The sequence below is a fragment of the Hymenobacter cellulosivorans genome, assembly GCF_022919135.1.
In the GTDB taxonomy this organism is placed as follows: Bacteria; Bacteroidota; Bacteroidia; order Cytophagales; family Hymenobacteraceae; genus Hymenobacter; species Hymenobacter cellulosivorans.
In genome coordinates this window covers 3,626,585-3,653,016 of the sequence record NZ_CP095049.1, presented here as the reverse complement: position 1 = coordinate 3,653,016, position 26,432 = coordinate 3,626,585, and the positions used below count along the sequence as shown (strand labels likewise).

At 62.9% G+C, this 26,432-nt stretch carries 16 protein-coding genes; 13 read left to right on the top strand and 3 right to left on the bottom strand.

Annotated elements, in window-relative coordinates; all coding sequences use genetic code 11:
* Positions 1-17: 17 nt before the first annotated feature.
* The 6 genes from ccoG to MUN80_RS15345 all read left to right on the top strand — a co-directional run bounded on the left by ccoG (position 18) and on the right by MUN80_RS15345 (position 4,993).
* On the top strand, positions 18-1,427 hold the full coding sequence (gene ccoG / locus MUN80_RS15370; protein ID WP_244714302.1) for a cytochrome c oxidase accessory protein CcoG: 1,410 nt from the start codon (positions 18-20) through the stop codon (positions 1,425-1,427).
* 144 nt (positions 1,428-1,571) lie between these two features.
* Positions 1,572-2,045, top strand: a complete 474-nt coding sequence (locus MUN80_RS15365) for a FixH family protein (protein WP_244714300.1) — start codon at positions 1,572-1,574, stop codon at positions 2,043-2,045.
* A 75-nt stretch (positions 2,046-2,120) separates the two neighbouring features.
* A complete protein-coding gene (locus tag MUN80_RS15360) occupies positions 2,121-2,843 on the top strand; it encodes a sulfite exporter TauE/SafE family protein (protein WP_262922006.1) in 723 nt (240 codons plus the stop codon).
* A gap of 40 nt (positions 2,844-2,883) precedes the next feature.
* Entirely contained in the window at positions 2,884-3,804 is a 921-nt protein-coding gene (locus tag MUN80_RS15355; protein ID WP_244714296.1) for a universal stress protein, read from the top strand.
* 48 nt (positions 3,805-3,852) lie between these two features.
* Positions 3,853-4,776, top strand: coding sequence for an oxygen-dependent coproporphyrinogen oxidase (gene hemF, locus MUN80_RS15350; RefSeq protein WP_244714294.1), 924 nt, complete (start codon positions 3,853-3,855; stop codon positions 4,774-4,776).
* Positions 4,777-4,804: 28 nt separating this feature from the next.
* Complete coding sequence (locus MUN80_RS15345) at positions 4,805-4,993, top strand: hypothetical protein (RefSeq protein ID WP_244714293.1); 189 nt, start codon at positions 4,805-4,807, stop codon at positions 4,991-4,993.
* Here MUN80_RS15345 and MUN80_RS15340 read toward each other — a convergent pair.
* The 3 genes from MUN80_RS15340 to MUN80_RS15330 all read right to left on the bottom strand — a co-directional run bounded on the left by MUN80_RS15340 (position 4,990) and on the right by MUN80_RS15330 (position 8,655).
* The gene (locus MUN80_RS15340) at positions 4,990-5,376 is read right to left on the bottom strand and encodes a MerC domain-containing protein (protein ID WP_244714292.1); all 387 of its coding nucleotides are present in this window, start codon (positions 5,374-5,376) and stop codon (positions 4,990-4,992) included. The genes MUN80_RS15345 and MUN80_RS15340 overlap by 4 nt on opposite strands.
* A 193-nt stretch (positions 5,377-5,569) precedes the next feature.
* Positions 5,570-5,998, bottom strand: a complete 429-nt coding sequence (locus MUN80_RS15335; RefSeq protein WP_244714291.1) for a Fur family transcriptional regulator — start codon at positions 5,996-5,998, stop codon at positions 5,570-5,572.
* Between the two features lie 188 nt (positions 5,999-6,186).
* Positions 6,187-8,655 (bottom strand): T9SS type A sorting domain-containing protein, encoded by a 2,469-nt coding sequence (locus tag MUN80_RS15330; RefSeq protein WP_244714290.1) that lies wholly within the window; start codon positions 8,653-8,655, stop codon positions 6,187-6,189.
* A gap of 469 nt (positions 8,656-9,124) precedes the next feature.
* On the opposite strand from MUN80_RS15330, the gene MUN80_RS15325 reads away from it, so the two are divergent.
* From MUN80_RS15325 to MUN80_RS15295, 7 genes are all read left to right on the top strand, one after another.
* Complete coding sequence (locus tag MUN80_RS15325) at positions 9,125-11,857, top strand: family 78 glycoside hydrolase catalytic domain (RefSeq protein ID WP_244714289.1); 2,733 nt, start codon at positions 9,125-9,127, stop codon at positions 11,855-11,857.
* A 28-nt stretch (positions 11,858-11,885) separates the two neighbouring features.
* Complete coding sequence (locus MUN80_RS15320) at positions 11,886-13,040, top strand: glycoside hydrolase family protein (protein WP_244714288.1); 1,155 nt, start codon at positions 11,886-11,888, stop codon at positions 13,038-13,040.
* A 146-nt stretch (positions 13,041-13,186) separates the two neighbouring features.
* Positions 13,187-15,664, top strand: coding sequence for a beta-galactosidase GalB (gene galB, locus MUN80_RS15315; RefSeq protein WP_244714287.1), 2,478 nt, complete (start codon positions 13,187-13,189; stop codon positions 15,662-15,664).
* A gap of 115 nt (positions 15,665-15,779) precedes the next feature.
* Positions 15,780-19,130 (top strand): glycoside hydrolase family 2 TIM barrel-domain containing protein, encoded by a 3,351-nt coding sequence (locus tag MUN80_RS15310; RefSeq protein WP_244714286.1) that lies wholly within the window; start codon positions 15,780-15,782, stop codon positions 19,128-19,130.
* Position 19,131: 1 nt separating this feature from the next.
* Complete coding sequence (locus MUN80_RS15305; RefSeq protein WP_244714285.1) at positions 19,132-22,611, top strand: glycosyl hydrolase; 3,480 nt, start codon at positions 19,132-19,134, stop codon at positions 22,609-22,611.
* A 142-nt stretch (positions 22,612-22,753) separates the two neighbouring features.
* A complete protein-coding gene (locus tag MUN80_RS15300; protein WP_244714284.1) occupies positions 22,754-24,805 on the top strand; it encodes an aceric acid hydrolase in 2,052 nt (683 codons plus the stop codon).
* Between the two features lie 163 nt (positions 24,806-24,968).
* Positions 24,969-26,405, top strand: a complete 1,437-nt coding sequence (locus tag MUN80_RS15295; protein ID WP_244714283.1) for a sialate O-acetylesterase — start codon at positions 24,969-24,971, stop codon at positions 26,403-26,405.
* Positions 26,406-26,432 lie beyond the last annotated feature (27 nt).

Below are 26,432 nucleotides of genomic sequence, written 5' to 3'. Positions count from 1 at the left end.
TTACCTCTCCCAACCCCATGCCGACCACCCAAACTCCGCCTGCCGCATCGTTCCGCGACTCCATCGCCACGGTGGACGCGGCCGGCAAGCGGGTGTGGCTCTACCCCAAAAAGCCCAGCGGCCGACTCTATAACCGCCGCAAGTGGCTCAGCTACGGCCTGCTGGCACTGCTCTTTGCCGGCCCCTGGCTGCGTATCAACGACTTACCGCTGTTGATGCTCAACTTGCCCGCGCGGCGCTTTATCATCCTGGGGCAAATCTTCTGGCCCCAGGACTTCTTTATCCTGCTGCTGGCCACGCTCACCTTCGTGCTGTTCATCATCATTTTCACGGTGGTCTACGGGCGGGTGTTCTGTGGCTGGGTCTGCCCCCAGACTATTTTTCTGGAAATGGTGTTTCGCCGCATCGAGTACTGGCTCGAACGCGACGCGCCCCAGCAAAAAGCCCTCGACCGAGCCGCCTGGGACTGGAACAAGACCTGGCGCAAAACCACCAAGCATGTCCTGTTCCTGGTCCTTTCTTTCTTGATTGCCAACACTTTCCTGGCCTACATTATCGGCTCGGATGAGCTGGTTAAGATTGTAACCGACAAGCCCACTGAGCACCTGGGTGGCCTCGCGGCCATGGTGTTGTTTACGGGCGTGTTCTACGCCGTCTTTGCCCGGTTTCGGGAGCAGGTCTGCACTATTGCCTGCCCTTACGGCCGCTTGCAGGGCGTTTTACTGGATAAAAACAGCCTGGTAGTGGCCTACGATTATCAGCGGGGCGAGCCGCGGGAAAAGAGGCGCAAAAACCAGCAGCGCACCGCCGGCGACTGTATCGACTGCCACCAATGCGTGCAGGTCTGCCCCACCGGCATCGACATCCGCAACGGGGCCCAGCAGATGGAATGCACCAACTGCACGGCCTGCATCGACGCCTGCAACACTATTATGAACCTGGTGAATTTGCCCGAGGGCCTGATTCGCCACGCCTCGGAAAACAACATTGCCCAGGGCACTAAACCGAAGTTCACCGGCCGGATGAAGGTGTTGTCGGGGGTGCTGGCTTTGCTGCTGGCCGTGCTCACCGGCCTGCTCGTGTCGCGGGCCAACGTGCAGGCCACGGTGCTGCGCACCCCGGGCCAGCTGTTTCAGAAGACTAACCACGGCACCATTACCAACCTGTACAATATTTCGGTTATCAACAAAACCAACCGGCCCTACCCGCTCACGCTGCGGGTGCTGGAGCCGGACCAGGGTACCATTTCCCTGGTCGGCACCGACGGCTTGCACCTACCGGCCCAGGGCCTGACCGAAGGCGTGTTCTTCGCCGAGCTGCCCCGCACCGCCCTGACCCGCACCAGCCAGCAAATCCGCATCGGCCTGTACTCGGGCCCCGAACTGATTGCCGAAGCTAAAACCAAGTTTTTGGGCCCGGTGCAGTAAACAAGCTCCCATTATAAGCCGGTCATGTCGAGCCTTAGCGAGGCATCTCGCGTGCAAGGGTGATTAGGCAACAAAGCGGCAGGAATGCTTCGAACAGGTCAACAGGGCATTATTTCTTCATTATCCCACAGCCTCTCCCAACTCATGGCAACTGCCCCTACTTCCCAGCGCACGTTCTGGCCCTACGCCATTATCCTGACCTTCGTGCTCTTTGCGGGCTACATCGGCTTTATGGTGCAGCAGGCCATGCGTACCCGCGTCGATTTGGTCAGCCCCGACTACTACAAGCAGGAGCTGGCCTACCAGCAGCGCATGGAAAACGCGGCCCGCACCGCAGCGCTGCCCGCCCCGGTACAGGTGCTGCTCGACGCGGAAGCTCAGCGCCTGACCCTGACGCTGCCCACGCCCCTGGCCGGCCAGGCAGTGCAGGGCCAAGTGCACTTTTTCCGCCCCTCCGACCAGCAGCGGGATTTCAGCCTGCCCCTGCAGGTTGGCCCCGATAACCAGCAGCACATCAATACCGCCAAGATGCAGCCCGGCTACTGGCGCGTCCGCCTCGACTTTACCGCCGGAGGGCAGGCGTATTTCGTGGAAAGAAATATCACCCTCGGCAGCTGATTTTTGTCATGCCCGGCCCGGCAGCGGCGGCGGAACTTGCCGACAGTTTCTGTCACGCTTCTTTTCGCTGCTGTAATGCTTTGGGCCGGGTTTGTTTTTGGGTTGTTGGGTAGCTTCCACTGCGTAGGCATGTGCGGAGCCATTGCCCTGGCCCTGCCCGGCCGCCCTGATGCCGCCTCGGCCCGCTACGTGGGCGGACGGCTGCTCTATAACCTGGGCCGGGTCACGACATACTCGGTGCTGGGCGCCGCTGCTGGCCTGGTCGGGCAAAGCCTGCGCCTGGTTGGCCTGCAGCAAAGCTTGTCCATTGCCTCGGGCCTGCTGATTCTGCTGCTCGTGGGTTTGCCCCAGCGCTACGCCCAGGCCCTGAGTGCGGGGCAGGGCCTGAGCCGGCCCCTGGCCTGGGTGAAAAACCACCTGACCCGCCTGTTTCAGCAGCATTCGTGGCGGGCTTTATACCTGACGGGCCTGCTCAATGGCCTCTTGCCCTGCGGCTTGGTGTACTTGGCGTTGGCCGGGGCCCTGAGCGCGCCGGGCGTACTGGGAGCGGCAGCCTACATGGCCTGCTTCGGCCTGGGCACCTTGCCCCTGATGCTGGGCCTCTCGCTCACGAGCCGCCTGGTGCCGCTGCAGTGGCGCACCCGCATGCGGCAGGCCGTGCCCTATGTGGCTTCGCTACTGGCAGTACTCTTTATCGTGCGGGGGCTGGGCCTGGGCATTCCCTACCTGAGCCCGCAGCTGCCGGCCGCGGCTCCCAAGGCCCAGCCGGCTCCGCAGGCAGTCCACTATTGTCATTAATTCGGCTTCATCCCCGCCTTTTTCTTTCGCTAAGCATCCCATGAAAACCATCCTCGTTCCTATCGACCATACCACCGCGGCTGAACACACCCTGGCGTATGCCAACAAGCTGGCCGTGCGCTGGCCCGCCGAAGTGGTGCTGCTCTACTGCCACCCCGATTCGGCCCTGACTTCAGCCCCGGCAGCGGAGCTGGCCCGTCAGGAACAGCGGCTGCGGAGCCTGGTCGAGCGCCTGCGCTACCAGCAGCTTACCCGCCAGGATGGACGCCGAATTCAGTACCGCTACCGCATTCTGAGCGGCTGCCTCCACGACCACGTGCAGCAGGAAGTCATGCAGCACTCAGCCGACCTGCTTGTGATGGGGCTTGAGCACATCGACTGCGGCCAGCAGGCCGCGCCCGGCAACCACGCCGCCGCCATTACCGAGCTCGTGACCTGCCCGGTGCTCGTAGTGCCGCCCGGCCGCCGCAGCCTGCCCAGCCGTCTGGTTTTCGCCGCCGACTTTAGTACCCTGAACCCAAGCCTATTGCCCCGGCTGTCCGCGCTGCAGGAGGCTTTTCCGGCCCCGCTGGATTTGGTGCAGTTTTACCCGCCCACCGAGCGGCCCCGGCGCCGCACGTTCAAGCAAGCCCTGACCAAAGCAGCAGCTCACTTGCCCTGGCTTATGCTGGCCCCCCACTTGGTAGAAGACGATGCCCCGCTGGAAGGCACCAGTGAGTTTTGCGCCCGCAACCAGGCCCAGCTCCTCATCATTGCCCCTACGAGTCACGAGCAGCTTTTGCGCTATTTCGACTCGTGCCACACCACCACCCGGGCCTACCACACCCAGATTCCGGTGCTCGTGCTCCGGGCCCAGGAGCGCCAGCCCAGCGTGGCTTGCTGCGACAAGTGCGCCGAGCGCCTGGCCCTGGCAAATAAGAAGTCCATCCTGCCTGATTACCATTCGGTTCGCTGGGCCTAACTCCCGGCTCCTCTCCCTTTTCCGTTTGCCTTTACTTTCCCATTCGTTATGAATACCGTTGCTGCCCCCGCTCTTGCTCCAACCCGGATTGTTGTTGAAAACTGGATGCGCCACTTCCAGGACTGGCTGTGTCACCGCCTCGAATCGGCTGATGGCGGCGGGGTGCGGTTCCGGGAAGATGCCTGGCAGCACGAAGGCGGCGGCGGGGGCCTCACCCGCGTCATTCAGAATGGGGCCGTGCTGGAAAAAGGCGGCGTGGCTTTCTCGGCCGTGTGGGGCCAGATGAGTGACAAGGCCGCTAGCCAGCTGCTCATGCCCGATGCCCGCTACTTTGCCACCGGCGTAAGCGTAGTGCAGCATCCGCGCAGCCCCATGGTCCCGATTTCGCACATGAACGTGCGCTACTTCGAAGCCGGCAACGGCGAAGCCTGGTTTGGCGGCGGCCTCGATTTGACCCCCATTTACGTGGATGAGCAGCAGGCTCGCTGGTTTCACAAGCAGATCCGGGAAATCTGTGACCGGCACCACCCCGACTACTACGCCCGCTTCAAGCCCTGGGCCGACGAGTACTTCTACCTGCCTCACCGCCAGGAAACCCGGGGCGTAGGTGGCATCTTCTTCGACCGGCTCACCGTGGGCCAGGATGGCTCGTTTGAGGAGCTCTTCGCATTCATTCAGGATGTGGGCGAAGTGTACGGCCGCACCTACGGCACCATCATGCGCCAAAACGCCAAACTCCCTTACACGGAGCGCGAAAAACAGTGGCAACTGGTGCGCCGGGGCCGTTACGCCGAATTCAATCTGGCCATTGACCGGGGCACCAAATTTGGCCTCGAAACCGGGGGCCGCACCGAAAGCATCCTGATGAGCCTACCGCCCCAGGCCGAATGGCACTACAACCAGCAGCCCGCGCCAGGCTCGGCCGAAGCCGCCACCCTGGCGTGGCTGCGCAAGGACATTGCGTGGGCTTAGACCCACCTTGAGTGGCTACCGGGGCGGCTTGGGTAGCCACAGCGGCCATAAAGACCTCCCTAAGCGCTACTTCCCTTCCGACACCTACATCTACGCCTTTACCGGCGGCGCTTACTACACCCAGCCCGACAAGGCACCGGGCCAGCGCATCGGGCTAAACAGCCGCGGCCTCAGCACCCAGGCCGCCGAGCCCAGTAACCTGGTGAACGGTAGCTAAACCAGTCCGGGGCTATTGCCTGCACAGCGGCGGCAATGGCGCAGGTTCAGCAAATGGGTTCCTAGCAGGCCAAACGAGGCGGCATACTGCACCATTTCCAGTTCGGGCCAGCGGCCGGCCAGCAACACGGTAATGGCAAATAAGCCCAAAAACGCCCAAAACGCCACCCGGAGCCGCCACGAAACCAGCCGGCGAGTGGCCGCGGCTACCAGTACGCCGCTTACCAGCAGAAACACTGTATCCCAGTAGGCCGCCGGTTCTGCACCCCGACTACCGCTCCACCAAGCCCACAGCACCGGACCAGCCGCACAGTGCACCAAGCAAAGCCCAGCATTCAGGATACCACCGTAATCGGCTAAGGCACGAGGCAAATACTCTTTCATAGGACGAAAGTAAAAGACGGGTTTCTTATTTGCAACATAGTTGCAAATAAGAAACCCGTCTTTCTGCCCTAGCGGGTTATAGCATCAATGCTGTCCGTAATAAAAACGCACTGGCGTTGCGCTTACTTGTGCCAGCACAAAAATGCCCTTTCACCAGTGAAAGGGCATTCCAGCAACAAAGAAAGGCGCTATTCTACGCAGGGTGGCACTCCCGGCATAGGCCTGCTAGCAGGTAGTCGCGGTGGACGGCCTCAAACTTATCGGGCAGCGTAACGGCCGGAATGGCTACCTGATTTAGGCAGTAAACGTGCTGGCAGCTGGTGCATTTGAAATGCACGTGGTTATCGAAGTGGGCTTTGGCACTGCACTCTATCGAACACGTGGCGTAGCGAATCACGTCGGAGGCATCTATTACCCGGTGAATCAGACCGCTTTCCTCAAACGACTTCAGGGTCCGGTACAAGGTGATGCGGTCGGTGTCGGGCGGCAGCTGGGGTTCAATCTCCCCCACCGACAACGCAAACGGGGAATTCGTCATAACCTGCAGCACGGCCCGCCGCACCGGGGTTTGGCGCAGGCCGTGGCGGCTCAGCGTTTGGGCAATACGATCGGGCGAGAGCATAAGCAAGAGGCGAAGGTGGTGAGGACCGCAGCGCTAGCGGGTTAAGGCAGAAACAACTGCAAAAGTAACGAAGTTGCAAAGCATCTGCTCCGCACCGGGCCGACTTGTTGCGGCGGTACCTTCTTCTAAGGTAGCCACGGGCGGCGGCTGTTACAATTGTAGCTCCGGCAAATCTGGCCGCGCCCTACTCAGGGCTGCACCTGCACTTTGCCGGAGACCGTCTTGCCCTCGGGCGTGCGCAGGCTTACCTGGTAGAGGCCGGCCGGCACCGTTCCGAGCGCCACGTGCAGGTTTGCTTGATCCGGCGTCAGCACTACTTGCTGGCGGCCGAGCTGCTGGCCCAGCGCATTGCGCACCAGCAGCTCGGCCCGGTGGCTACCGCCGGCAAAGCCCGCGGGCAGCGCCAGCGTGAAGCTGCCGCTGGTCGGATTGGGGTAAGCGGCGGCTACCTGGCCCTGGTGAGCCCCGGCGGCGCTGCTGGCGACGGGCTGAATCACGAGGTTGTCGATAACCCAGCCCCAGCCGTGAATGCTGGCGTTGGAGGACAGGACGAAACGCAGCCGCACCACGTCGCCGGCCGCGTAGGTTTGCCGCAGGTTGATGGTTGCCCGGCGGTAGAGGCTTTCGGTTGGCACCCCGGTTGAATTGTTGTCTGCGTCGCGCGGGTTGTAGAGCGTCGACCAGGCACTAAATGTGGAGGACTGATACGAACCCAGGGAGCTCCAGGTGGTGCCATCGTCCTTGCTGCCTTCCACCCGTACCCGGTCGTCGCCGAAGAGAATGGCATTCGAAATATCGGGCCCGACGAAGGCAATATGGTCGAAGCTGACGGTGGCCGCGGTGGCGCGCACGACGATGGGCTGCAGCAGCAGGTAGGTGAAATTCGCGTTGTTGCCGTACGGATGCGTGCTGTGCAGGGCGGAATTGGCGAAGCCCGCGGGCTGGGTTACCGAAAAGCCGTTGCCGGTGAAGTCGAGCGGCGTGGGTGTGTCAAAATTGTTCGAGTAGCTGACCTGTGGAGTTTTGTAGCCGACAATGCTGACGGTGTACACGCCGCTGGCCGGAGCCGTGGCCTGGTTGGGCGTGCTGGCCCCATCGCGGGCTACGAGGCGGTAAGTCAGCACGTCGCCCGGTTCGATGGGGCCGGCGGCGGTGGTCAGCGTAGTCGTATACTCCGAGCTGCTGCCTTGCCGGGTCAGCGGCAGGGCCGGGCGGGCGGTACCGTTGATGCTGTACTCCAGCGTGACGGTGCCCATCCCAACGCTATCTGCGGCCTGCGCCGTGATGGTGTACGGCAATTGATTGGTAAAGAGCAGGCTGGGTGCCTGGTGCTGAATGCTGGGCGGCACCACGTCGGGCCCCACGAAGAACTCGTACCAGGGCTGCCCGGCGCTGGCGCCTGGCAAGGCAGCGGCTGGAGCAGTATAGGTGCGGCTGGTTTGGTTGTCGGCGGCCGCCAGGTAATAGCGCACCGTTTTGCCGGCGCCCGGGTTCGGAATCGAGGCCGCGTACTCGTTGGTCACGCCCGTGGCCGTCAGCGGCAGCGACACCGGGGTTGCGTTGTCGATCTGGTAGTGCAGTAGCAGGGAGCCGGGCGTGAGCGTACCGTCGCTCACAATAGTAGCCGTGACGGGGAAGTCCCGGGCCGTTTCGGTGCTGGGCAGCGGGCGGTGGCGGATGGCTGTGCCTACCCAGCCCATCTCGCGCAGCATGTTCAGCATCAGCGGACCCGGATTGTGAATGGCCTCGCCCGCGCCGCGAAACGGAGTCATCAGCGAGTTGACGTTGCCGGCGGGGTACGTGTCCTCGTCGAAGTGGCTGAGGCTAGAGCCGTCGGAAAAGCTGCGGGGCGCGTAGATGCGCGGCAGCTGCCCACCGTTGGCGGCCGCAGCTAATGGGCTGCCAAAGTACACCTGCCCGCTGGTCAGCTGCGCCGTCAGGGCAGCCGAGGGGTTGGCAAACAGGGTTGGGTTGGCCAGCTGCTGCCCGGCCTGGTTTTCGAGGTGAGTGGTAAAAAGGGTGAGCGGGATGCCCTGGGCTGTGGCCGGAAATTCGGGGAAAGCCCTGAATTGGGCGTCGAAGCCCAGCCCGTGACCCAACTCGTGCAGCACCACCGAGACAAAATCCATCTGCGAGGCTCCGGGGTTGGCGTCGGTTCCCAAATACCACGTTTGGTTACTGTTGAAAGCCAGCAGGATGTCCGGGTCGGTGGTGGGGTTTAGCTCCCGGCCTGCCAGCTTTTCGGCCAGGGGTGCCGGGTATAGCACGTTGCGGCGGTGCCCGCCGTTGACAGCCATAAACTTGGTGGTAGGATACGAGCCCCCCAGCGGCCCGGGGCCCAGGCTTTCCCAAAAGGCATACACCCGAATGGGCACCGGCGAGTTGATCTGGGCCGCCCAAATGCCCACGGCGTAGTCGAAAGCCGCGCGGGCGGTGGCGGGAAAGTTGGCAGAATACGTCACCACGAAGTTGGCCGCCGTGGGACGCGGGACGGTACCGGGCCGGAAGTTGGCCGGCGCCGCCACCCGCGTACGGGCCGGAGGGCCAGCGGGGCAAAGAATGGGTTGGCCGCGCTCAGCCGGGACCGGCACGAAGGTTTGCCCGGCGGCCGGGCGCAGCAGGGCCAGCAGCCCCAACAGGAGTAGTAGTTGCTTCATAGGGAGGAATAGGGCAAGTGGGCAAGCTGGCCGGAATGCCAGCAACGCGTGTGCCCTGCAAAGCTACGGGTGCAAATGCCTCATAAAAAAGCCCCGCGGCAGCAGTCAAAAGCCCGACTGTTGCCGCAGGACCGCCAGTAGACACTTAACGGCCCGGCTGTAGCATGTTGGGCAGGAAGCAGCGCGGCATTTCGGCCGGCCTGCTAACATCCTACAACAAGATGCAAACGGCTGGGACAGGAGCCAGAACTGGGAATTTACATTTGTGTAGCCATTTTTCCCTTCGTCCCGGGCATTGCCTGATCTGCAGCTACCGGTCGGGTTTCTGCCACTCAGGCCTTGCTTTACCTCCCCCCGAAGCCCGACCTTCTGCCCAGCCGTGAACAGCCGAGAATCGTCAGGAACAGCACTCCCTTTTTCGCCGGGCCTCCGGCGACGGGTACTGGCGTGGCTGCTCCTGCTGCCTTTCTTGGCTTCGGCACAGCAGCTCAAGGTGCAGCACCTAACCTGCGACTACCAGAGCCAGCCACTCAGCGTAGAGCAAAGCCACCCGCGGTTCAGCTGGCAGCTCAGCTCCGAGCAACGCCAGGTGACGCAGACCAGCTACCGGATTCTGGTGGCCGACAGTGAAAAGCAGCTGCAGAAAAACGTGGGCAACCTCTGGGACTCCGGGCCGGTGGCCTCGGGCCAATCCATTCAGGTACCCTACGCGGGCCGGGCCCTACAGGCCACCAAAACCTACTTCTGGAAGGTAATGGTGTGGGACAACACCCACCGGGTCTCCCGTTGGAGCCCGCCGGCCCGGTGGCAGATGGGCCTGCTCTCCCCCGCCGACTGGCTCAACTCCGAGTGGGTAGCCTACGAAAAGCTGCCCGAGGAGCACGTAACCGTGCTGCCCACCGATGGTAAAAAGGACCCGTTTTTTGGTGCCAACGTGCTGCCTTTGCTGCGCAAGGACTTTGTCGTGGGTAAGCGCCTGCACAAGGCCACGGCCTACGTCTGCGGCCTGGGCCAGTTTGAGCTGCACCTGAACGGCCGCAAAGTAGGTGACCATTTCCTGGACCCAGCCTGGACCAAATACGACCAGCACGCCCAGTACGTAGCCTTCGACGTGACCGAGCAGTTGCGGAAAGGTCCCAATACCGTGGGGGTGCTGCTGGGCAACGGCTTTTACTACGTGCCGCCCGTGAAAGGCCGCTTCCGCAAGCTAAAAACCGCGTTTGGCTACCCCAAGCTACGCTTGCGCCTGGTGCTTGACTACCAGGACGGCCACCGCGAAGACGTGCTCAGCGACGCCTCCTGGAAAACCGCCCCCGGCCCCGTCACTTTCAGTAGTATTTACGGCGGCGAGGACTACGATGCCACCCTGGAGCAGCCCGGCTGGGATGCCCCCGGCTTCCGGGACCAGACCTGGAAACCGGCGCTGGTGGTCAGCGGCCCGCCCGAACTCACGGCCCAAAATGCCGAGCCGCTGAAGGTGCACGAAACCTTTACCAACCCGAAAATCGTGCTGGCCTCGCCCGGCAAGTGGGTGTACAACTTTGGCCAGAACGCCTCGGGCATCGTCGAGCTGCGGGTACAGGGCCAGGCCGGCGACACGGTGCGCATCTTGCCGGCCGAACTGCTCAAAGCCGATAAGACTATTACCCAAAAGGCCACCGGCGGCCCGTACGTTTTCACCTATGTGCTGCGCGGCACCGGTGTGGAAACCTGGCGGCCCCGCTTTAGCTACTATGGCTTCCGGTACGCGCAGGTGGAAGGCGGCGTGCCCCAGGGCCAGCCCAATCCCCAAGGCCGCCCGGTAGTGCTGGCCCTTACGGCCCTACACACGCGCAATGCCGCGGCCCGGGTGGGTGAGTTCAGTTGCTCCAATGACTTGTTCAACCGCACCAACACGCTCATTGACTGGTCGGTGAAGAGCAACTTGGCCAGCGTGTTTACCGACTGCCCGCACCGGGAAAAGCTGGGCTGGCAGGAGCAAACCCACCTGATGGGCGCTTCCATTCGCTACGCCTACGATATAGCCACGCTCTGCCGCAAGGTGATTGACGATTTGCGGGTGGCCCAGACGGCCGAGGGGCTGGTGCCGGAAATAGCGCCCGAGTATGTCAAGTTTGAGTGGGGCGGCGACATGTTCCGCGACTCGCCCGAGTGGGGCAGCAGCAGCATTCTGCTCCCGTGGTACGTGTACCAGTGGTACGGCGACCGGCAGGTGCTGGCCAGTAGCTACCCCATGATGCAGCGCTACGCGCGCTACCTGGGCACCAAGGCCCAGGGCCATATCCTGAGCCAGGGCCTGGGCGACTGGTACGACCTGGGGCCCAAGCCGCCGGGCGTGTCGCAGCAGACGCCGATGGGCGTGACCGGCACGGCCATGTATTACCACGACCTGACCATCCTGGCCGGCGTGGCCCGACTGCTGGGCAAGCCCGCCGATGCCGCCGACTACGAACAACTGGCGGCACAGGTGCGCACGGCCTTCAACCAGAAGTTCTTCAACCCTCAGACCAGGCAGTACGCTACCGGCAGCCAAGCCGCCAACGCCATGGCTGTCTATATGGGTCTGGTGGAGCCGGCCGACAAAGCAGCGGTAGTAGAAAACCTCATCCGGGACATCCAGAGCCGCAACAACGCGCTGACGGCCGGCGACATTGGCTACCGCTACCTGCTGCGCGTGCTGGAAGATGCAGGCCGCTCCGACGTGATTTTCGCTATGAACAACCGCTCCGACGTGCCCGGCTACGGCTACCAGCTAACCCGGGGTGCCACGGCCCTGACAGAGTCGTGGGCGGCGCTGCCGACGGTATCCAACAACCACCTGATGCTGGGGCACTTACAGGAATGGCTGTACGGCGGCCTGGCCGGCATCCGGCCCGCCAAGGACGCGGTGGCCTTCGACAAGATTGACTTTCGGCCCGAGCCCGTCGGCGACGTCACCAGCGCTCAGGCCCGCTACGAGTCGCCTTACGGCCTGATTGCCAGCCAGTGGCAGAAATCAGCTGATGGCTTTGCATTGACTGTGACCATTCCGGCCAATACCACGGCCACCGTGTATTTGCCTACCACCAACCCGGCTACCATTACCGAAGGCAACCAGCCCCTGAGCCGGCACCCGGAGCTGCACGTGCTGGGCACCGACCAGGGCAGAACGCGCATTCGGGCCGGCTCGGGCACCTACCGCTTTGTCGTTGGCCCAAACTAGGGCTGCTCACTTCCTTTCTCTTCTTCTCATGAAACGTCTTTCCCTCTTTTGCCTGCTGTCGGTGGCCTTGCCCGGGCCGCAAGCCGCCGTTGCCCAGACCAGGCCCGCAGTGGTGCCGGCCGGCGTGATGCAGCGGGTGTACGAGGAAGTCAAAACGCCCCACAAGTACGGCCTGGTGCTCGTCACGGACGACAACAAGCGAAAAATGGACTGCCCCAGCGTGTTCCGCAAAGGCAAAAAGTGGTACATGACCTACATCATCTACGACGGGCGCGGCTACGAAACCTGGCTGGCCCAGAGCAAAGATTTACTGAAGTGGGATACCAAGGGCAAGCTCCTGTCCTTCACCGACACCACCGACTGGGACACCAACCAGAAAGCCGGCTACGTAGCCCTGCAGGATCACAAGTGGGGCGGCTCCTACCAGTGGCAGCCCTACCAGGGCAAGTACTGGATGTCGTACTTCGGCGGCAATTCCCGGGGCTACGAAAAGGGCCTGCTATCCATCGGTATGGCTTATACCAGCCAAGCCCCGACCACCGTGCACGCCTGGCAGCGCCTACCTGCGCCGGTGCTCAAGGCCACCGACCCGGACGTGCGCTGGTGGGAAAACCACACGATTTACAAAAGCTCGGTTATCTGGGACAAGCAGCAGCAAACCGGCCACCCCTTCGTGATGTACTACAACGCCAACGGTGATTCGCTCGACACCAAGCGCGGGGCCGAGCGCATCGGCATGGCCGTGTCCGACGACATGGTGCACTGGAGCCGTTACCTGCGCAACCCCGTGCTCAACCACCACAAGGGCATCACCGGCGACGCCTATCTGCAGCAGCTGGATGGCGTGGACAAGGGCCTGTGGGTTATGTTTTACTTCGGCGCCTTCTATCCCGGCGTAAGCGGGGCCGTGAACCGCTTTGCCTGCTCCTACGACCTGCAGAACTGGACCGACTGGACCGGCCAGAACCTCGTGGAGCCTTCCGAACCCTACGACGAGCTATTCGCCCACAAGTCCTTCGTAGTGAAGCACAAGGGCGTGGTTTACCACTACTACTGCGCCGTGAACAAGGCCGACCAGCGCGGCATTGCCGTGGCTACCTCTAAGGATATGGGCAAGAGCACCGTGACCTTCATTGCCCCGCCCGAAAAGAAGAAAAAGGAGGCCAAAGCTGCCACGAACTAGGTCTTCCCGAGACCAAACCAACCGTTATGTCGAGCCTTAGCCAGACATAACGGTTGGCTGGCGCCCGAATGTAATCCGACGAGAAAAAACCCCGCCTGACATCAACCGGCAAGCTCGGAATAACGGTCAGACAACCTGCTCCCACCATGCGCTACTTTCTCTCCTTTCTGCTCCTGTTGCTGCTCAGCGCTGCCCGCGTCGCGGAAGCGGCCCAGCCATCGGTACGCGGGGTGGAGAGCTTTAACAAAGGCTGGAAATTTTACCTCGGGGATAATGCCCAGGCCAAGGAAGCGGCTTTCGATGATGCCAGCTGGCGGCCACTGACCCTGCCCCACGACTGGAGCATCGAGGGTAAATTTGACGAGAAAAACCCGGCCAAGCCCGAAGGCGGCGGCCTGCCCACCGGCATCGGCTGGTACCGCAAAACCTTCACGCTGCCCGCTGCGGCCGACAAGCGCATCTACATCGAGTTTGACGGGGTATACCAGCACTCGGAAGTCTGGCTGAACGGCTATTCCCTGGGCCAGCGACCCAACGGCTACATCTCCTTCCGCTACGAGCTGACCCGGCACCTGCGCCCCGCTGGGCAAGCCAACGTGCTGGCCGTGCGCGTCGACAACTCGGCCCAGCCCAACTCGCGCTGGTACTCGGGCTCGGGCATCTACCGCAACGTGCGCCTGGTCACGACCAATGCCGTAGCCGTCGACCATTGGGGCACCTTTGTGACTACGCCCAAAGTCGGCGCTGAGGCCGCTACGGTGCGCGTGCAAACCACCATTCGCAACGCGGGCAGCAAGGAAGCCAAGCCGTTGCAGGTAGAAACGCTGGTGCTTGATGCCCAAGGTAAAACGGTGGCGAAACAGACCGCCGACAACGTGAAACTGACGGACTCGACCACCGTGCTGACCCAAACCATCAGCCTAGCCAAGCCGCAGCTCTGGTCGGTGCGGCGGCCCTACCTGTACCGGGTGCAGACGCGCCTGCGGCGGGGCAAAACGGCCGTGGACGAGTACAGCACGCCGCTGGGCATCCGCTATTTCGAGTTCAACGCCCAAACCGGCTTCTCGCTGAATGGGCAGAAGCTGCGGATTCTGGGCGTAAACCAGCACCACGACCTGGGCGCGCTGGGCGCCGCCTTCAACGTGCGGGCCGCCAGGCGGCAACTGGAAATTCTGCAAAAAATGGGGTGCAACGCTATCCGGATGGCGCACAACCCGCCCGCGCCCGAACTACTGGACCTCTGCGACCAGATGGGCTTTCTGGTCATGGATGAGGCCTTCGACCAGTGGCAGAAAAAAAAGAACGGGCAGGATTATCACAAAGACTTTAAAGCCTGGCACCGCCGCGATTTGCAGGACATGGTGCGCCGCGACCGAAACCACCCGTCAGTGGTTATCTGGAGCATCGGCAACGAAATCCGGGAGCAATTCGACTCCACCGGCGTGCGCCTGACCAAGGAGCTGACCGCCACCGTGAAGCGCCTGGACCCAACCCGCCCCGTTACTTCGGCCCTGACCGAGCAGGAGCCCGGCAAAAACTTCATCAGCCAGGCCGGGGTGCTGGATGTACTGAGCTTCAACTACAAACACGAAGGCTACCCCCTGCTGCCTAAAAGCTTTCCGGGCAAACCCTTTCTGGCCACCGAAACCGCAGCGGCCTTCGAAACCCGGGGCCACTACGATCTGCCCTCGGACAGCATCCGCGTCTGGCCCCTGGATGGCAAAACCAAGCTCACCACCGGCAACCCCGACTTCACGGCCTCCAGCTACGACAACGCCCGGCCCTACTGGGGCGCCACCCACGAAAGCTCCTGGCGGGCCGTCAAGCAGAACCCGCACATCACCGGCTTGTTCGTGTGGTCGGGCTTCGATTACCTGGGCGAGCCCCTGCCCTACCCCTGGCCCGCCCGCAGTTCCTACTTTGGCCTCATCGACCTGGCCGGCTTTCCCAAGGATGCCTACTACCTCTACCAAAGCGAGTGGACCACCCAGCCCGTGCTGCACCTGCTGCCGCACTGGAACTGGCGCCCGGGCCAGACCGTGGACGTGTGGGCCTACTTCAGCCAGGCCGACGAAGTAGAGCTGCTGCTCAATGGCAAATCCCTGGGCGTAAAGCGCAAGCAGCCCCACGACCTGCACGTGCAGTGGCAGGTACCCTACGCGCCCGGCACCCTGCAGGCCGTGTCGCGCCGAGGCGGCAAACCGGTATTAACGCGCACTATACACACGGCCGGCCCGGCGGCGACAATCGAGCTAAGCGCCGACCGTAGCCGCCTCACGGCCGACGGCCTGGACCTCTCCTTTGTGACTGTGCGCGTGCTTGATGCCCAGGGCAACCTGGTACCCGACGCGGCCAACCAAGTGAAATTCAGTCTCAGCGGCCCCGCCACCCTAGCTGGCGTCGACAACGGCTACCAGGCCAGCCTGGAGCCCTTCAAGGCCGATTCGCGCAAGGCTTACAACGGCATGTGCCTGGCCATCCTCCAAACCACCGAGCAAGCCGGCACCATCACCCTGCAAGCTATGGCCGAAGGCTTGCAACCGGTCAGCATCACCCTCAAAAGCGGCGCGGCCAGCTCCACTTCCACCAAAAAACCGGCTGCTACGGTAGCCACGGGTAATTAAGAAATCAACCAAAATGTGCTTCTTACCCCTCTTCCCCACACAAGCCCAGCTGCGCCGCCGTGGCACCCCCTCTCCTTTTTGGAGTCTCTGCGCTTCAAGCAGATGCGGCCGGGGGGTGAGGCGCCTCGTCAGCACAGTTCTGCTCCTGTTACCCTTCGCCGCCCAGGCCCAGGAAGCCAGCGTGTATTTTTTCCCCGGCGTATCGAACCCACCGAAAATCTACCCCACCGAAGCCGACGGCTACCAGGTGCCGCAGATTACCGAGCTAAACCGCGACCCGGCCCGGGCTACGGCTTACTCTTTTGCTACCGAAGCCGCCGCCCTGGAAGGGACCCGGGAAAAGTCTGGCCGCCTGCTGAGCCTCAACGGCAACTGGGACTTTCGCTTTGCCCCCAAACCTAGTGACGCGCCCCAGGATTTCTACAAAAGCCGGGTGAGTGGCTGGAAGCCGTTGGTTGTACCTTCAAACTGGGAAATGAACGGCTATGATTTGCCCATTTATAAAAGCGCCAAGTACCCCTTCCGCCCCGTCAACCCGCCCTTTGTGCCCCAGGACTACAACGGTGTGGGTTCCTACCAACGCACCTTCACAGTGCCCGCCAGCTGGCAAAACCAGAACGTGACCCTGCACTTCGGCGGGGTCAGCTCGGCCTTTAAGGTGTGGGTCAATGGCCAGTTTCTGGGCTACGGCGAGGACAGCTGCCTGCCCTCGGAGTTCAACGTGACGCCCTATCTGCAGGCCGGTGAAAACACGGTTTCGGTGCAGGTCATGCGCTGGTCGGATGGCTCCTACCTCGAAGACCAGGACCACTGGCGCCTCTCGGGCATCTACCGGGAAGTGCTGCTGCTGGCCGAGCCCAAGATGCGCCTGGCCGACTTCCACTGGCAGGCCAAGCTCGATAAGCAGTACCACGACGCCGTGCTCAGCATCCGGCCCCGCCTGGAAAACCTGACTGGTGACAACGACCTGAAGGGCTACCAAGTTAAAGCCCAACTCTACGACCAGGCGGGCAAACCAGTATTGGACAAGCCCCTGCAGCGCACGGCCGAAAGCATCATCAACGAGCCCTACCCCCGCCTCGACAACGCCAAGTTTGGCCTGCTGGAAACCAAGATTCAGAACCCGCTAAAGTGGAGCGACGAGGCGCCCAACCTGTACACCTTAGTGCTGACGCTGACTGACAAAACCGGTGCGGTGCTCGAAGCCAAGAGCTGCAAAGTCGGCTTCCGCAGCATCGAGTTTTCGAAGGAAAACGGCAAGCTGCTCCTCAACGGCAAGCTCACCTACCTCTACGGCGTGAACCGCCACGACCACCATCCCACCAAGGGCATGGCCGTCTCGCGGGAGGATATCCGCCAGGATGTGCGCACGCTCAAGCAGTTCAATTTCAACTGCATCCGAACCTCGCACTACCCCAACGACCCCTACTTCTACGACCTCTGCGACGAGTACGGCATCCTGGTCATCGACGAGGCCAACCTGGAAACCCACGGCCTGGGCTCCAAGCTCAGCAACGACCCGGCCTGGACGGCTGCCTACCAGGAGCGCAGCATGCGCATGGCCCTGCGCGACAAAAACCACCCCAGCATTATCTTCTGGAGCTTGGGCAACGAGTCGGGGCGCGGACCCAACCACGCCGCCATGGCCGCCTGGCTCCACGACTTCGACATCACCCGGCCCATTCACTACGAGCCGGCTATGGGCGACCCGCACGTGGAAGGCTACATCGACCCCAACGACCCCGCTTACCCCAAGAACCACGCCTACCGCATCCAGACGCCCCGCGACCAGGCCTACGTGGACATGGTCAGCCGCATGTACCCGGGCTTGTTTACCGGCGAGCTGCTGGCCAATCAGCAAAACGGAGACACCCGGCCCATCTTCTTCTGCGAGTACGCTCACTCCATGGGCAACGCCACCGGCAACATGAAGGAGTTCTGGGACGGCTGGCGCGCCACCAAGCGCGTCATCGGCGGCTGCATCTGGGAGTTCAAGGACCAGGGCCTGGCAAAGCGCGACTCCACTGGCACGGCCTTCTACGCTTACGGCGGCGACTTCCAGGAAAAGTACTTCGACGACTTTACCATCAAGGGCATTGTGGCCTCCGACGGCAAGCCCCACGCGGCCATCTACGAGTGCAAACGGGTATACCAGCCCCTGGAAAGCACTTTGACCGACGCCGGCAAAAGCCTGGTTAAAGTCGAGAACCGCCACGCCTCGAAATCGGCTGCCGACTACGCCGTGACCTTGGTCGTGCGCGAAGATGGCCGCGTGGTAAGCACCAAACTGCTGCCCCGCCTGCGCCTGGCCGCCGGCCACGACACGGTGGTCAGCCTGGGGCCTTACCTGCCCAAATTCAAAGCTGGCGCGGAATATCTGGCTACCCTCAACTTCACTTTGCCCGAAGCCGCTAGCTGGGCCCCGAAAGGCCACGAAGTAGCCAGTAACCAGTTTGCCCTGAGTGGCCTGGCCCAGCCCCAGGCCAAAGCTGCCAAGCACCCACCAGTAGCCGTGCGCGACGAGGCCCAGGCCTACTCGCTCAGCGGCAAGGACTTCCAGGTAACCATCGACAAAGCTACCGGCGCTTTGACTTCCTACCGCCACCGTGGCACCGAGCAGGTGGCCGCGCCCCTGCTGCCCCACTTCACCCGCCCCCTCACCGACAACGACCGGCGCGGCTGGAAAGCGGACAAGAAGCTCAAGGAGTGGTTTACGGCCGAGCCCAAGCTCCAAAGCCTGACGCTCGACCATTCGAAACCCAGTCAGCCCCGCCTTACCAGTACCTACTCGCTTATCGACGGCAAAACCACCGTGCGCATAACCTATACCGTGCACGGCGACGGTACGCTGAAAGTAGACTACGCCCTCACGCCCGCCGCCGGTTTGCCCAACATTCCCAGAGTGGGCATGCAGCTCGGCATCCGCCGCGCCTACGACAAGATCAGCTTTTATGGCCGCGGGCCGCTGGAAAACTACCTCGACCGGCGCTACGGCTTCGATGCAGCTATCTACAGCCTTCCCCTAAGCGAGTTTGCTGATTCCTACGTGGTGCCCATGGAGTATGCCAACCGCACCGACGTGCGCTGGATGCACCTGGCCGACGAGCAAAACGCCGGCCTGCTGGTAGTAGCTGACAGCTTGCTGAGCATGAGTGCCTGGCCCCACACCGAGCAGAACATTCAACGGGCCCGGCACACCAACCGCCTTCAGGACGCGGGCTTTATCACCCTCAACATTGATCTGGCCCAGATGGGCGTAGGCGGCAATACCAGCTGGGACGCTCAGGCCGCGCCCATCGACAAGTACCAATTGCCCGCCAAGCCCTACCGCTACAGCTTCTACTTATTGCCCGTTGCGGGCAAACAGGAGGCTATTGCCGCGCGGGCCCGCAAGGTGCGGTTTGCAAGTCAGCCGCCGGTTTCCCCCGGCTCATCATCTACCCCGGGTAGCACCGGCAGGTTGTAACATGAACCGCTGGCATTCTTTTGCTCGCCTTTCGGGCCTGATCCTCGGCCTGGCCGCCGGCCTCGGCCCTGGCACGGCCCGGGCCCAATCCGCCCCGACGGCGGACGATTTGGAGCAGGTGTTTAAGTCGCCGCCCGAAGCGGCCCGGCCCTGGGTGTTCTGGTACTGGATGAACGCCGCCGTGACGCCCGAGGGCATCACCGCCGACCTCGAAGCCATGCGCGAGGCTGGTATCGGGGGTGCCTACCTCATGCCCATTAAGGGCGTGGAAAACCCGCCGGCCATTACGCCCCCGGCCGTGCAGCTCTCGCCGCCGTGGTGGCAGATGGTGAAGCACGCCATGATGGAAGCCGACCGCCTGGGTCTGAAGCTGGCCATGCACGTCAGCGACGGATTCGCCCTAGCCGGCGGCCCCTGGATTACGCCCGAGCTATCCATGCAGAAGGTGGTGTACTCCCAAACCCAGGTGAAGGGCGGACGGCGTATCAGCCAGGTGCTGCCGCGGGCCGCCACGGTCCAGAATTACTACCGCGACATTGCCGTGTACGCCTACCCTACACCCACGGGCGCTACTACCAACCCCAAACCGCAGGTAACGAGCAATATACTCGGTAGCAAGCCCGAACTATTGGCCGTGACCGGCAACAAAGAGGGCCTCAAAACCAGTGAGCCAGGCTGGATTCAGTACGCCTATACCCAGCCCTTCACCTGCCGCTCCATCCGCATCCGCTCCAACGGCTATAACTACCAGGCCAACCGCCTGCGGGTGGAAGCCAGCCTCGACGGCCGGACCTTCCGGCTCATTACCCAACTAACTCCACCCCGCAGCGGCTGGCAGGACAGCAGCGCCGTAACCCACGCCCTGCCCCCCACCACGGCGCGGTTTTTCCGCTTTGAATTTGACCCGGCTGGTTCCGAGCCCGGGGCCGAGGACCTGGATGCGGCCAAATGGAAACAGTCGTTGAAAGTGACGGAAATTCGCCTCTCGCCCGAAGCGCGAATCCACCAGTACGAAGGTAAAAACGGGGAAGTATGGCGGGTGAGTCAGCCCACCACGGCCCGGCAGCTGCCCGACTCCTTGTGCGTGCCGCTGCGCAAAATCATCAACCTGACCGGCCAGCTCGACGCCAACGGCCACCTAACCTGGACGGCCCCGTCCGGCAACTGGACGGTGCTGCGCGTGGGCCACGGCTCGACGGGCCAGATCAATACCACCGGCGGCGGGGCCCGGGGTTTGGAGTGCGACAAATTCAACCCCGCGGCCGTCAAGCTGCAGTTCGACAGCTGGTTTGGCGAGGCCATCCGCCAGGGCGGGCCCGAGCTGGCCGGGCGGGTGCTGAAGATGTTTCACGTCGACAGCTGGGAGTGTGGCTCCCAGAACTGGTCGACCAATTTCGCTACGGAGTTCCGGCAGCGCCGCGGCTACGATTTGCTGCCCTACCTGCCCGTGCTGACCGGCCTGCCCCTGGAAAGCGCCGACGTCTCGGAGCGGGTCTTGTCGGATGTGCGCCAAACCATTGCCGAGCTGGTCAATGACAAGTTCTACGTGACCCTAAAAGAGCAGGCCCACGCCAAGGGCTGCACGTTTTCGGCCGAGGCCATTGCCCCGACGATGGTCAGTGACGGGCTGCTGCACTACCAGCACGCCGACGTGCCCATGGGCGAGTTCTGGCTGCGCAGCCCCACCCACGACAAGCCCAACGACATGCTCGACGCCATTTCCGGGGGCCATATCTACGGCAAGAACATCGTGCAGGCCGAGGCCTTTACCGAGCTCCGGCTGGCCTGGGACGAGCACCCGGGCATGCTCAAGGCCCTGCAGGACCGCAACTACGCGCTGGGCGTCAACCGGATGGTGTACCATGTGTTTGTGCACAACCCCTGGCTGGATCGTAAGCCCGGCATGACGCTCAGCGGCATCGGCCTGTTTTTCCAACGCGACCAAACCTGGTGGAAGCCCGGCCGCGCCTGGGTCGACTATGCCCGCCGCTGCCAGGCCCTGCTCCAGCTCGGCCACCCGGTCGTCGACGTAGCCGTGTTTACCGGCGAGGAAACCCCGCGTCGCGCCCTGCTGCCCGACCGGCTGGTTTCGACCCTGCCCGGCATTTTTGGGGCAGCCACGGTAGCCCAGGAAAAACAGCGGCGGGCCAACGTGGGCCTGCCCATGCGCGAGCAGCCCGAAAAGGTATCGGCCTCGGCCAATATGTACACGGCTGAGCAGCTGGTCGACCCGCTGCACGGCTATGCCTACGACTCGTTTAACAAAGACGCGCTGCTGCGCCTGGCTACCGTGCAGAACGGCCGCATCGTGCTGCCGGGCGGGGCCAGCTACGGTTTGCTGGTGGTACCCGGCGCCCACCCGCTGGCGCCCGACAGCACGGCCATGTCGGCGGCCGTGGCCCAGAAGCTCCGGGAGCTGGTGCAGGCCGGCGCTACCGTACTGCTGAACCGGCGCCCCACTCACTCCCCCGAGTTGCGCAACTACCCCCAGGCCGACCAGGAAATTCAGCAGCTGGCCGCGCAACTGCCCGCCTCGAGTGGCCCAACTGCATCTACGGCGGTGACGCCGCGGTCCTACGGGCGGGGCCGGGTGGTGACGGGGCCCTATACGGCGGCCTCCTTTGACGCGCTGGGACTGGCGCGCGACGTGGTAGCCACAGCCGCCAATGGTCAGCCGGCCCGCGGCCTGGCCTGGAATCACCGGGCCGGCGAGGGGTTCGACATCTACTTCATCTCCAACCAGCTTGACTCCGCCCGCACCGTTGAGCTGTCGTTGCGCGTGGCGGGCCGGATACCGGAATTGTGGGAGGCAGCCACCGGCGAAACCCGCGTGGCCCGGCAGTGGCAAATTGACCAGGGCCGCACCCGTCTGCCTTTGCAGCTGGAACGCAACGGCTCGGTGTTCGTCGTGTTGCGGCAACCTACTACCCAAACCGCCGCCCGCGCGGGCAGCAACTGGACGGAAGTAACGCCGGTGCAAGCTCTGACCGGTTCCTGGCAGGTGAAGTTTGATACCCAGGCCGGAGGACCACCGCAACCCGTTGCCTTTCCGCAGCTAACCGATTGGAGCAAGCACGCTGATGCCGCCATTCGCCACTACTCCGGCACGGCTGAGTACACGACGTCTTTCCGCTGGAAGCCCAAAAAGCGTGGCCCGCAGCGCGTGTGGCTGGAACTAGGAGAGGTAGCCAATCTGGCCGAAGTGCAGGTCAATGGCGTGCCCTGCGGCATTTCCTGGACCGCGCCCTACCGCGTGGACATTACCTCGGCCGTGAAAAAAGGCGACAACCAACTCCGTATCCTGGTGACCAATACTTGGGCCAACCGCCTCATCGGCGACCAGGCCCTGGCGCCCGACAAGCGTCCGACCTGGACTCCGGCCGCGTCGCCGGCCGCCGGCAAGCCGCTGTTGCCGGCGGGCCTGCTCGGGCCCGTGAGCATTGGAGTTTCTTCTGAACCGGACTTTAAATCTTCCAGATAGGCGGTCATGCTGAGCTTGCCCAAGCATCTCTAGCGCAGGGCTAAGCAACTGATTTGAACAACGAAGCAGTGGACATGCCTGATTACGCCTTCCTCCGGTTCGACTTCGCTCAACATAACGGCTTCATTCACATCGTATGCGCATGAATTACCTCACTTATAAGTTTCTCACCGCGGCCCTGCTCACCGGTCTGGCCGTGGCTGCCCGCCCGGTTGCTGCCCAAGACAAGGGCCTTGTCAATACCAGCACCAGCAAGTACGCCAAGCTCAGCGGCGTAGACCTGAGCAGCGTGCAGTGGCAGCCAGGCGGCTTCTGGGCCGACCGGTTCCAGGTGCTGCGCGAGTCCATGATTCCGACCATGTGGGCCCTGTACCACGACCCGGTACGCAACCACGCCTTCCGCAACTTCGAAATTGCCGCCGGCCTGCAAAAGGGTGAGCACAAAGGGCCGCCCTTCCACGACGGCGACTTCTACAAGCTGCTCGAAGCCGTGGCTGCCACCTACGCCACTACCCACGACCCGAAGCTGGATCAGATGATGGACGAGGCCATCCAGGTCATTGCCAAGTGTCAGCGCCCCGACGGCTACCTGAACACCCAGGCCACCATTGCGGCTTTGAATACGGGCAAGAGCACCGCCTTTCAGGACCGGCTCAACTTTGAAAGCTACAACCTGGGCCACCTGATGACGGCCGCCTGCGTGCACTACCGCGCCACCGGCAAAACCACGATGCTGGACCTGGCCAAAAAGGCCACCGACTACCTCTACAGCTTCTACAAACGCTCCTCGCCCGAGTTGGCCCGCAACGCCATCTGCCCCTCGCACTACATGGGCGTGGTGGAAATGTACCGCACCACCCACGACCCGCGCTACCTGGAGCTGGCCCAGCAGCTGATCAACATCCGCGGGCTGGCCGGCGACATCGGCACCGACGACAACCAGGACCGCCTGCCCTTCCGGCAGATGCAGAAAGCCGGGGGCCACGCCGTGCGCGCCAATTACCTGTTTGCCGGGGTGGCCGACGTGTACGCTGAAACCGGCGACGCGACCCTGCTCACCACCCTCAACAAGATGTGGGACGACGTGACCTCGCGCAAGATGTACGTCACCGGCGCCTGCGGGGCCCTCTACGACGGCGTCTCGCCCGACGGGACGGCCTACAAGCCCGACACGGTGCAGAAAATCCACCAGGCCTACGGGCGCGCCTACCAGCTGCCTAACCACACGGCCCACGGCGAAACCTGCGCCAACATCGGCAACGTGCTCTGGAACTGGCGCATGCTGCAGCTCACTGGCGAGGCCAAATACGCCGACGTGCTGGAAACGGCCCTCTACAACAGCGTGCTGAGCGGCATCAGCCTCGACGGCAAGAAATTTCTCTACACCAACCCGTTGGCCTATTCCGATGCCCTACCTTTCCAGCAGCGCTGGAGCAAGGACCGCGTCGACTACATCAGCCTCTCCAACTGCTGCCCGCCCAACGTGGTGCGCACCGTGGCTGAAGTCGGTAACTACGCCTACAGCGTATCTGAGAAAGGCCTGTGGCTGAACCTGTACGGCGCCAACAACCTCAGCACGAAGCTGAAAAACGGCGTCGGCATCAAGCTTCAGCAAACCACCAACTACCCCTGGGATGGCGCCGTGCAACTGACGGTGCAGGAGGCCACGGCCACGGTGTTTTCCGTGTTCCTGCGTATTCCGGGCTGGGCCGAGGGCGCCAAGGTGCTCGTAAACGGCAAGGCGCAGTCGGTGGCGCTGACGCCAGGTACGTACGCCGAAATCAACCGCGCCTGGAAAAGCGGCGACAAAGTAGAGCTGACCTTGCCCATGCCGGCGCAGCTAGTCGAAGCCAATCCGCTGGTGGAGGAAACCCGCAACCAGGTAGCCGTGAAGCGCGGGCCCATCGTGTACTGCCTCGAAACCAAGGACTTTCCGGCGGGTCAGCCGCTGTCGGCCCTCACCATCCCGGCTACTATCAAGCTCACGCCCAAGCCGCTCATCATCGAAGGCAGTCAGGTAATGAGCCTCACCGGCAAGGGTGAGCTGGCCGCCGAGCCGCAGTGGAACGGGCAGCTCTACCGTCCGGTATCGGCCCGCAGGCCTACCATCGTGCCCCTCACGCTGGTGCCCTACTACGCCTGGGGCAACCGCGGCCACGCCGACATGGAAGTCTGGATTCCACTGAGTCGGTAAGGGCGCCTGACATCAGCACTGATGCCCGCTACTTGGTTCCAACTCCTCGCCTTCTCACTGCAACTTCACAGAAAACACTCCCTTCCCTCTTGGCTCTCCCGAAGAATGCTTGATCCGCATTCCCTTTTCGGAGCGGGGGCCGGGGGGTGAGGCACTCATTCGCATGAACGCCAAGCCTTTCCTATTTTCCGCCGCCCTGCTCCTGGCCCCACTGTTGCTGCGGGCCGAACTGCGTCTGCCCTCTATTTTCACCGACAACATGATTTTCCAGCAGCAGGCCGAGTGCGCCGTCTGGGGCTGGGCCAAGCCGGGCAGCAAAATCACCGTGGCCCCGTCGTGGGCGAAGGCCAAGTACCAAACCCAGGCCGACGACAAAGGCCGCTGGAAGCTCAAGGTGAAAACGCCCGCCGCCGGTGGGCCTTACACGGTAGGTTTCAGTGGCGACGGAAAGCCCGTAACGTTGCACAACGTGCTGGTGGGTGAGGTCTGGCTCTGCGGCGGGCAGTCGAATATGGAAATGCCGATGAAGGGCTTCAAGGGCCAGCCGATTCTGGGCTCCAACGAAGCTATTCTACACTCGGCCAACCCCAACATCCGCCTCTACAACGTGCCGCGCAACTCCCGCACCGCGCCCAAAGACAACAGCAAGCCCTTCGTCTGGAAGCTGGCCGAGCCCGAAGCCGTATCGAACTTTAGCGCCACGGCTTACTTTTTTGGCCGGCTGCTGCAGGAGCAGTTGCACGTACCGGTAGGCCTGATTAACTGCAGCTACGGCGGCTCCACCATCGAGGCGTGGATGAGTGAGGAAACCTTACGGCAGTTTGCGGGCATCAGCATCCCGCCCAAAACTGACTCCATCCAGGTTGTGAACCGCACGCCCACTACGCTTTACAACGGCATGCTGCACCCGGTGGCTGGCTTCGGTATTCGCGGGGCCTTGTGGTACCAGGGCGAATCGAACTACGAGCACCCGGATGAGTACCCGGCCCGGCTGCAGGCCCTGGTGAAGCAATGGCGCGCCGAGTGGGGCCAGGGCGAATTTCCGTTTTACTACGCTCAGATTGCGCCCTACAACTACGCCCAGCTGCCGCCCTACAACCAGGGCGGCAAGTTTAACTCGGCCTTTCTGCGCGACGCTCAGCGCCAGGCCGAAAGCCAGATTCCCAACGCGGCCATGGCCGTGCTGCTCGACGTGGGCGAGGAAGCCAGTATCCACCCCATGCGCAAAGAGCCCGGCGGGCAGCGCCTGGCTTTGCTGGCCCTGCAGAAAACCTACGGCCGCAAGGGCTTCGGGGCGGGCAGCCCGGCCTACGAGTCCGTGGAAGTAAAAGAGGGCACCGCACTGGTGAAGTTCCGCAATGCTCCCAACGGCATGACGAGCTTCGGAGAGGCGCTGACGGGTTTCGAAGTAGCCGGCGCCGACCAGAAATGGTACCCGGCCAAAGCCAGTATCGACGGCAGCACGATAAAGGTCACGGCCGAGCAGGTCAAGCAGCCCGTGGCCGTACGCTACGCCTTCCGGGACTTCACCCGCGCCACGCTCTACAGCACCGAAGGCCTGCCGGTGTCCTCGTTCCGCACCGACGACTGGGCGCAATGAACAGGCTGCCATCATTTCTCGCAGGGT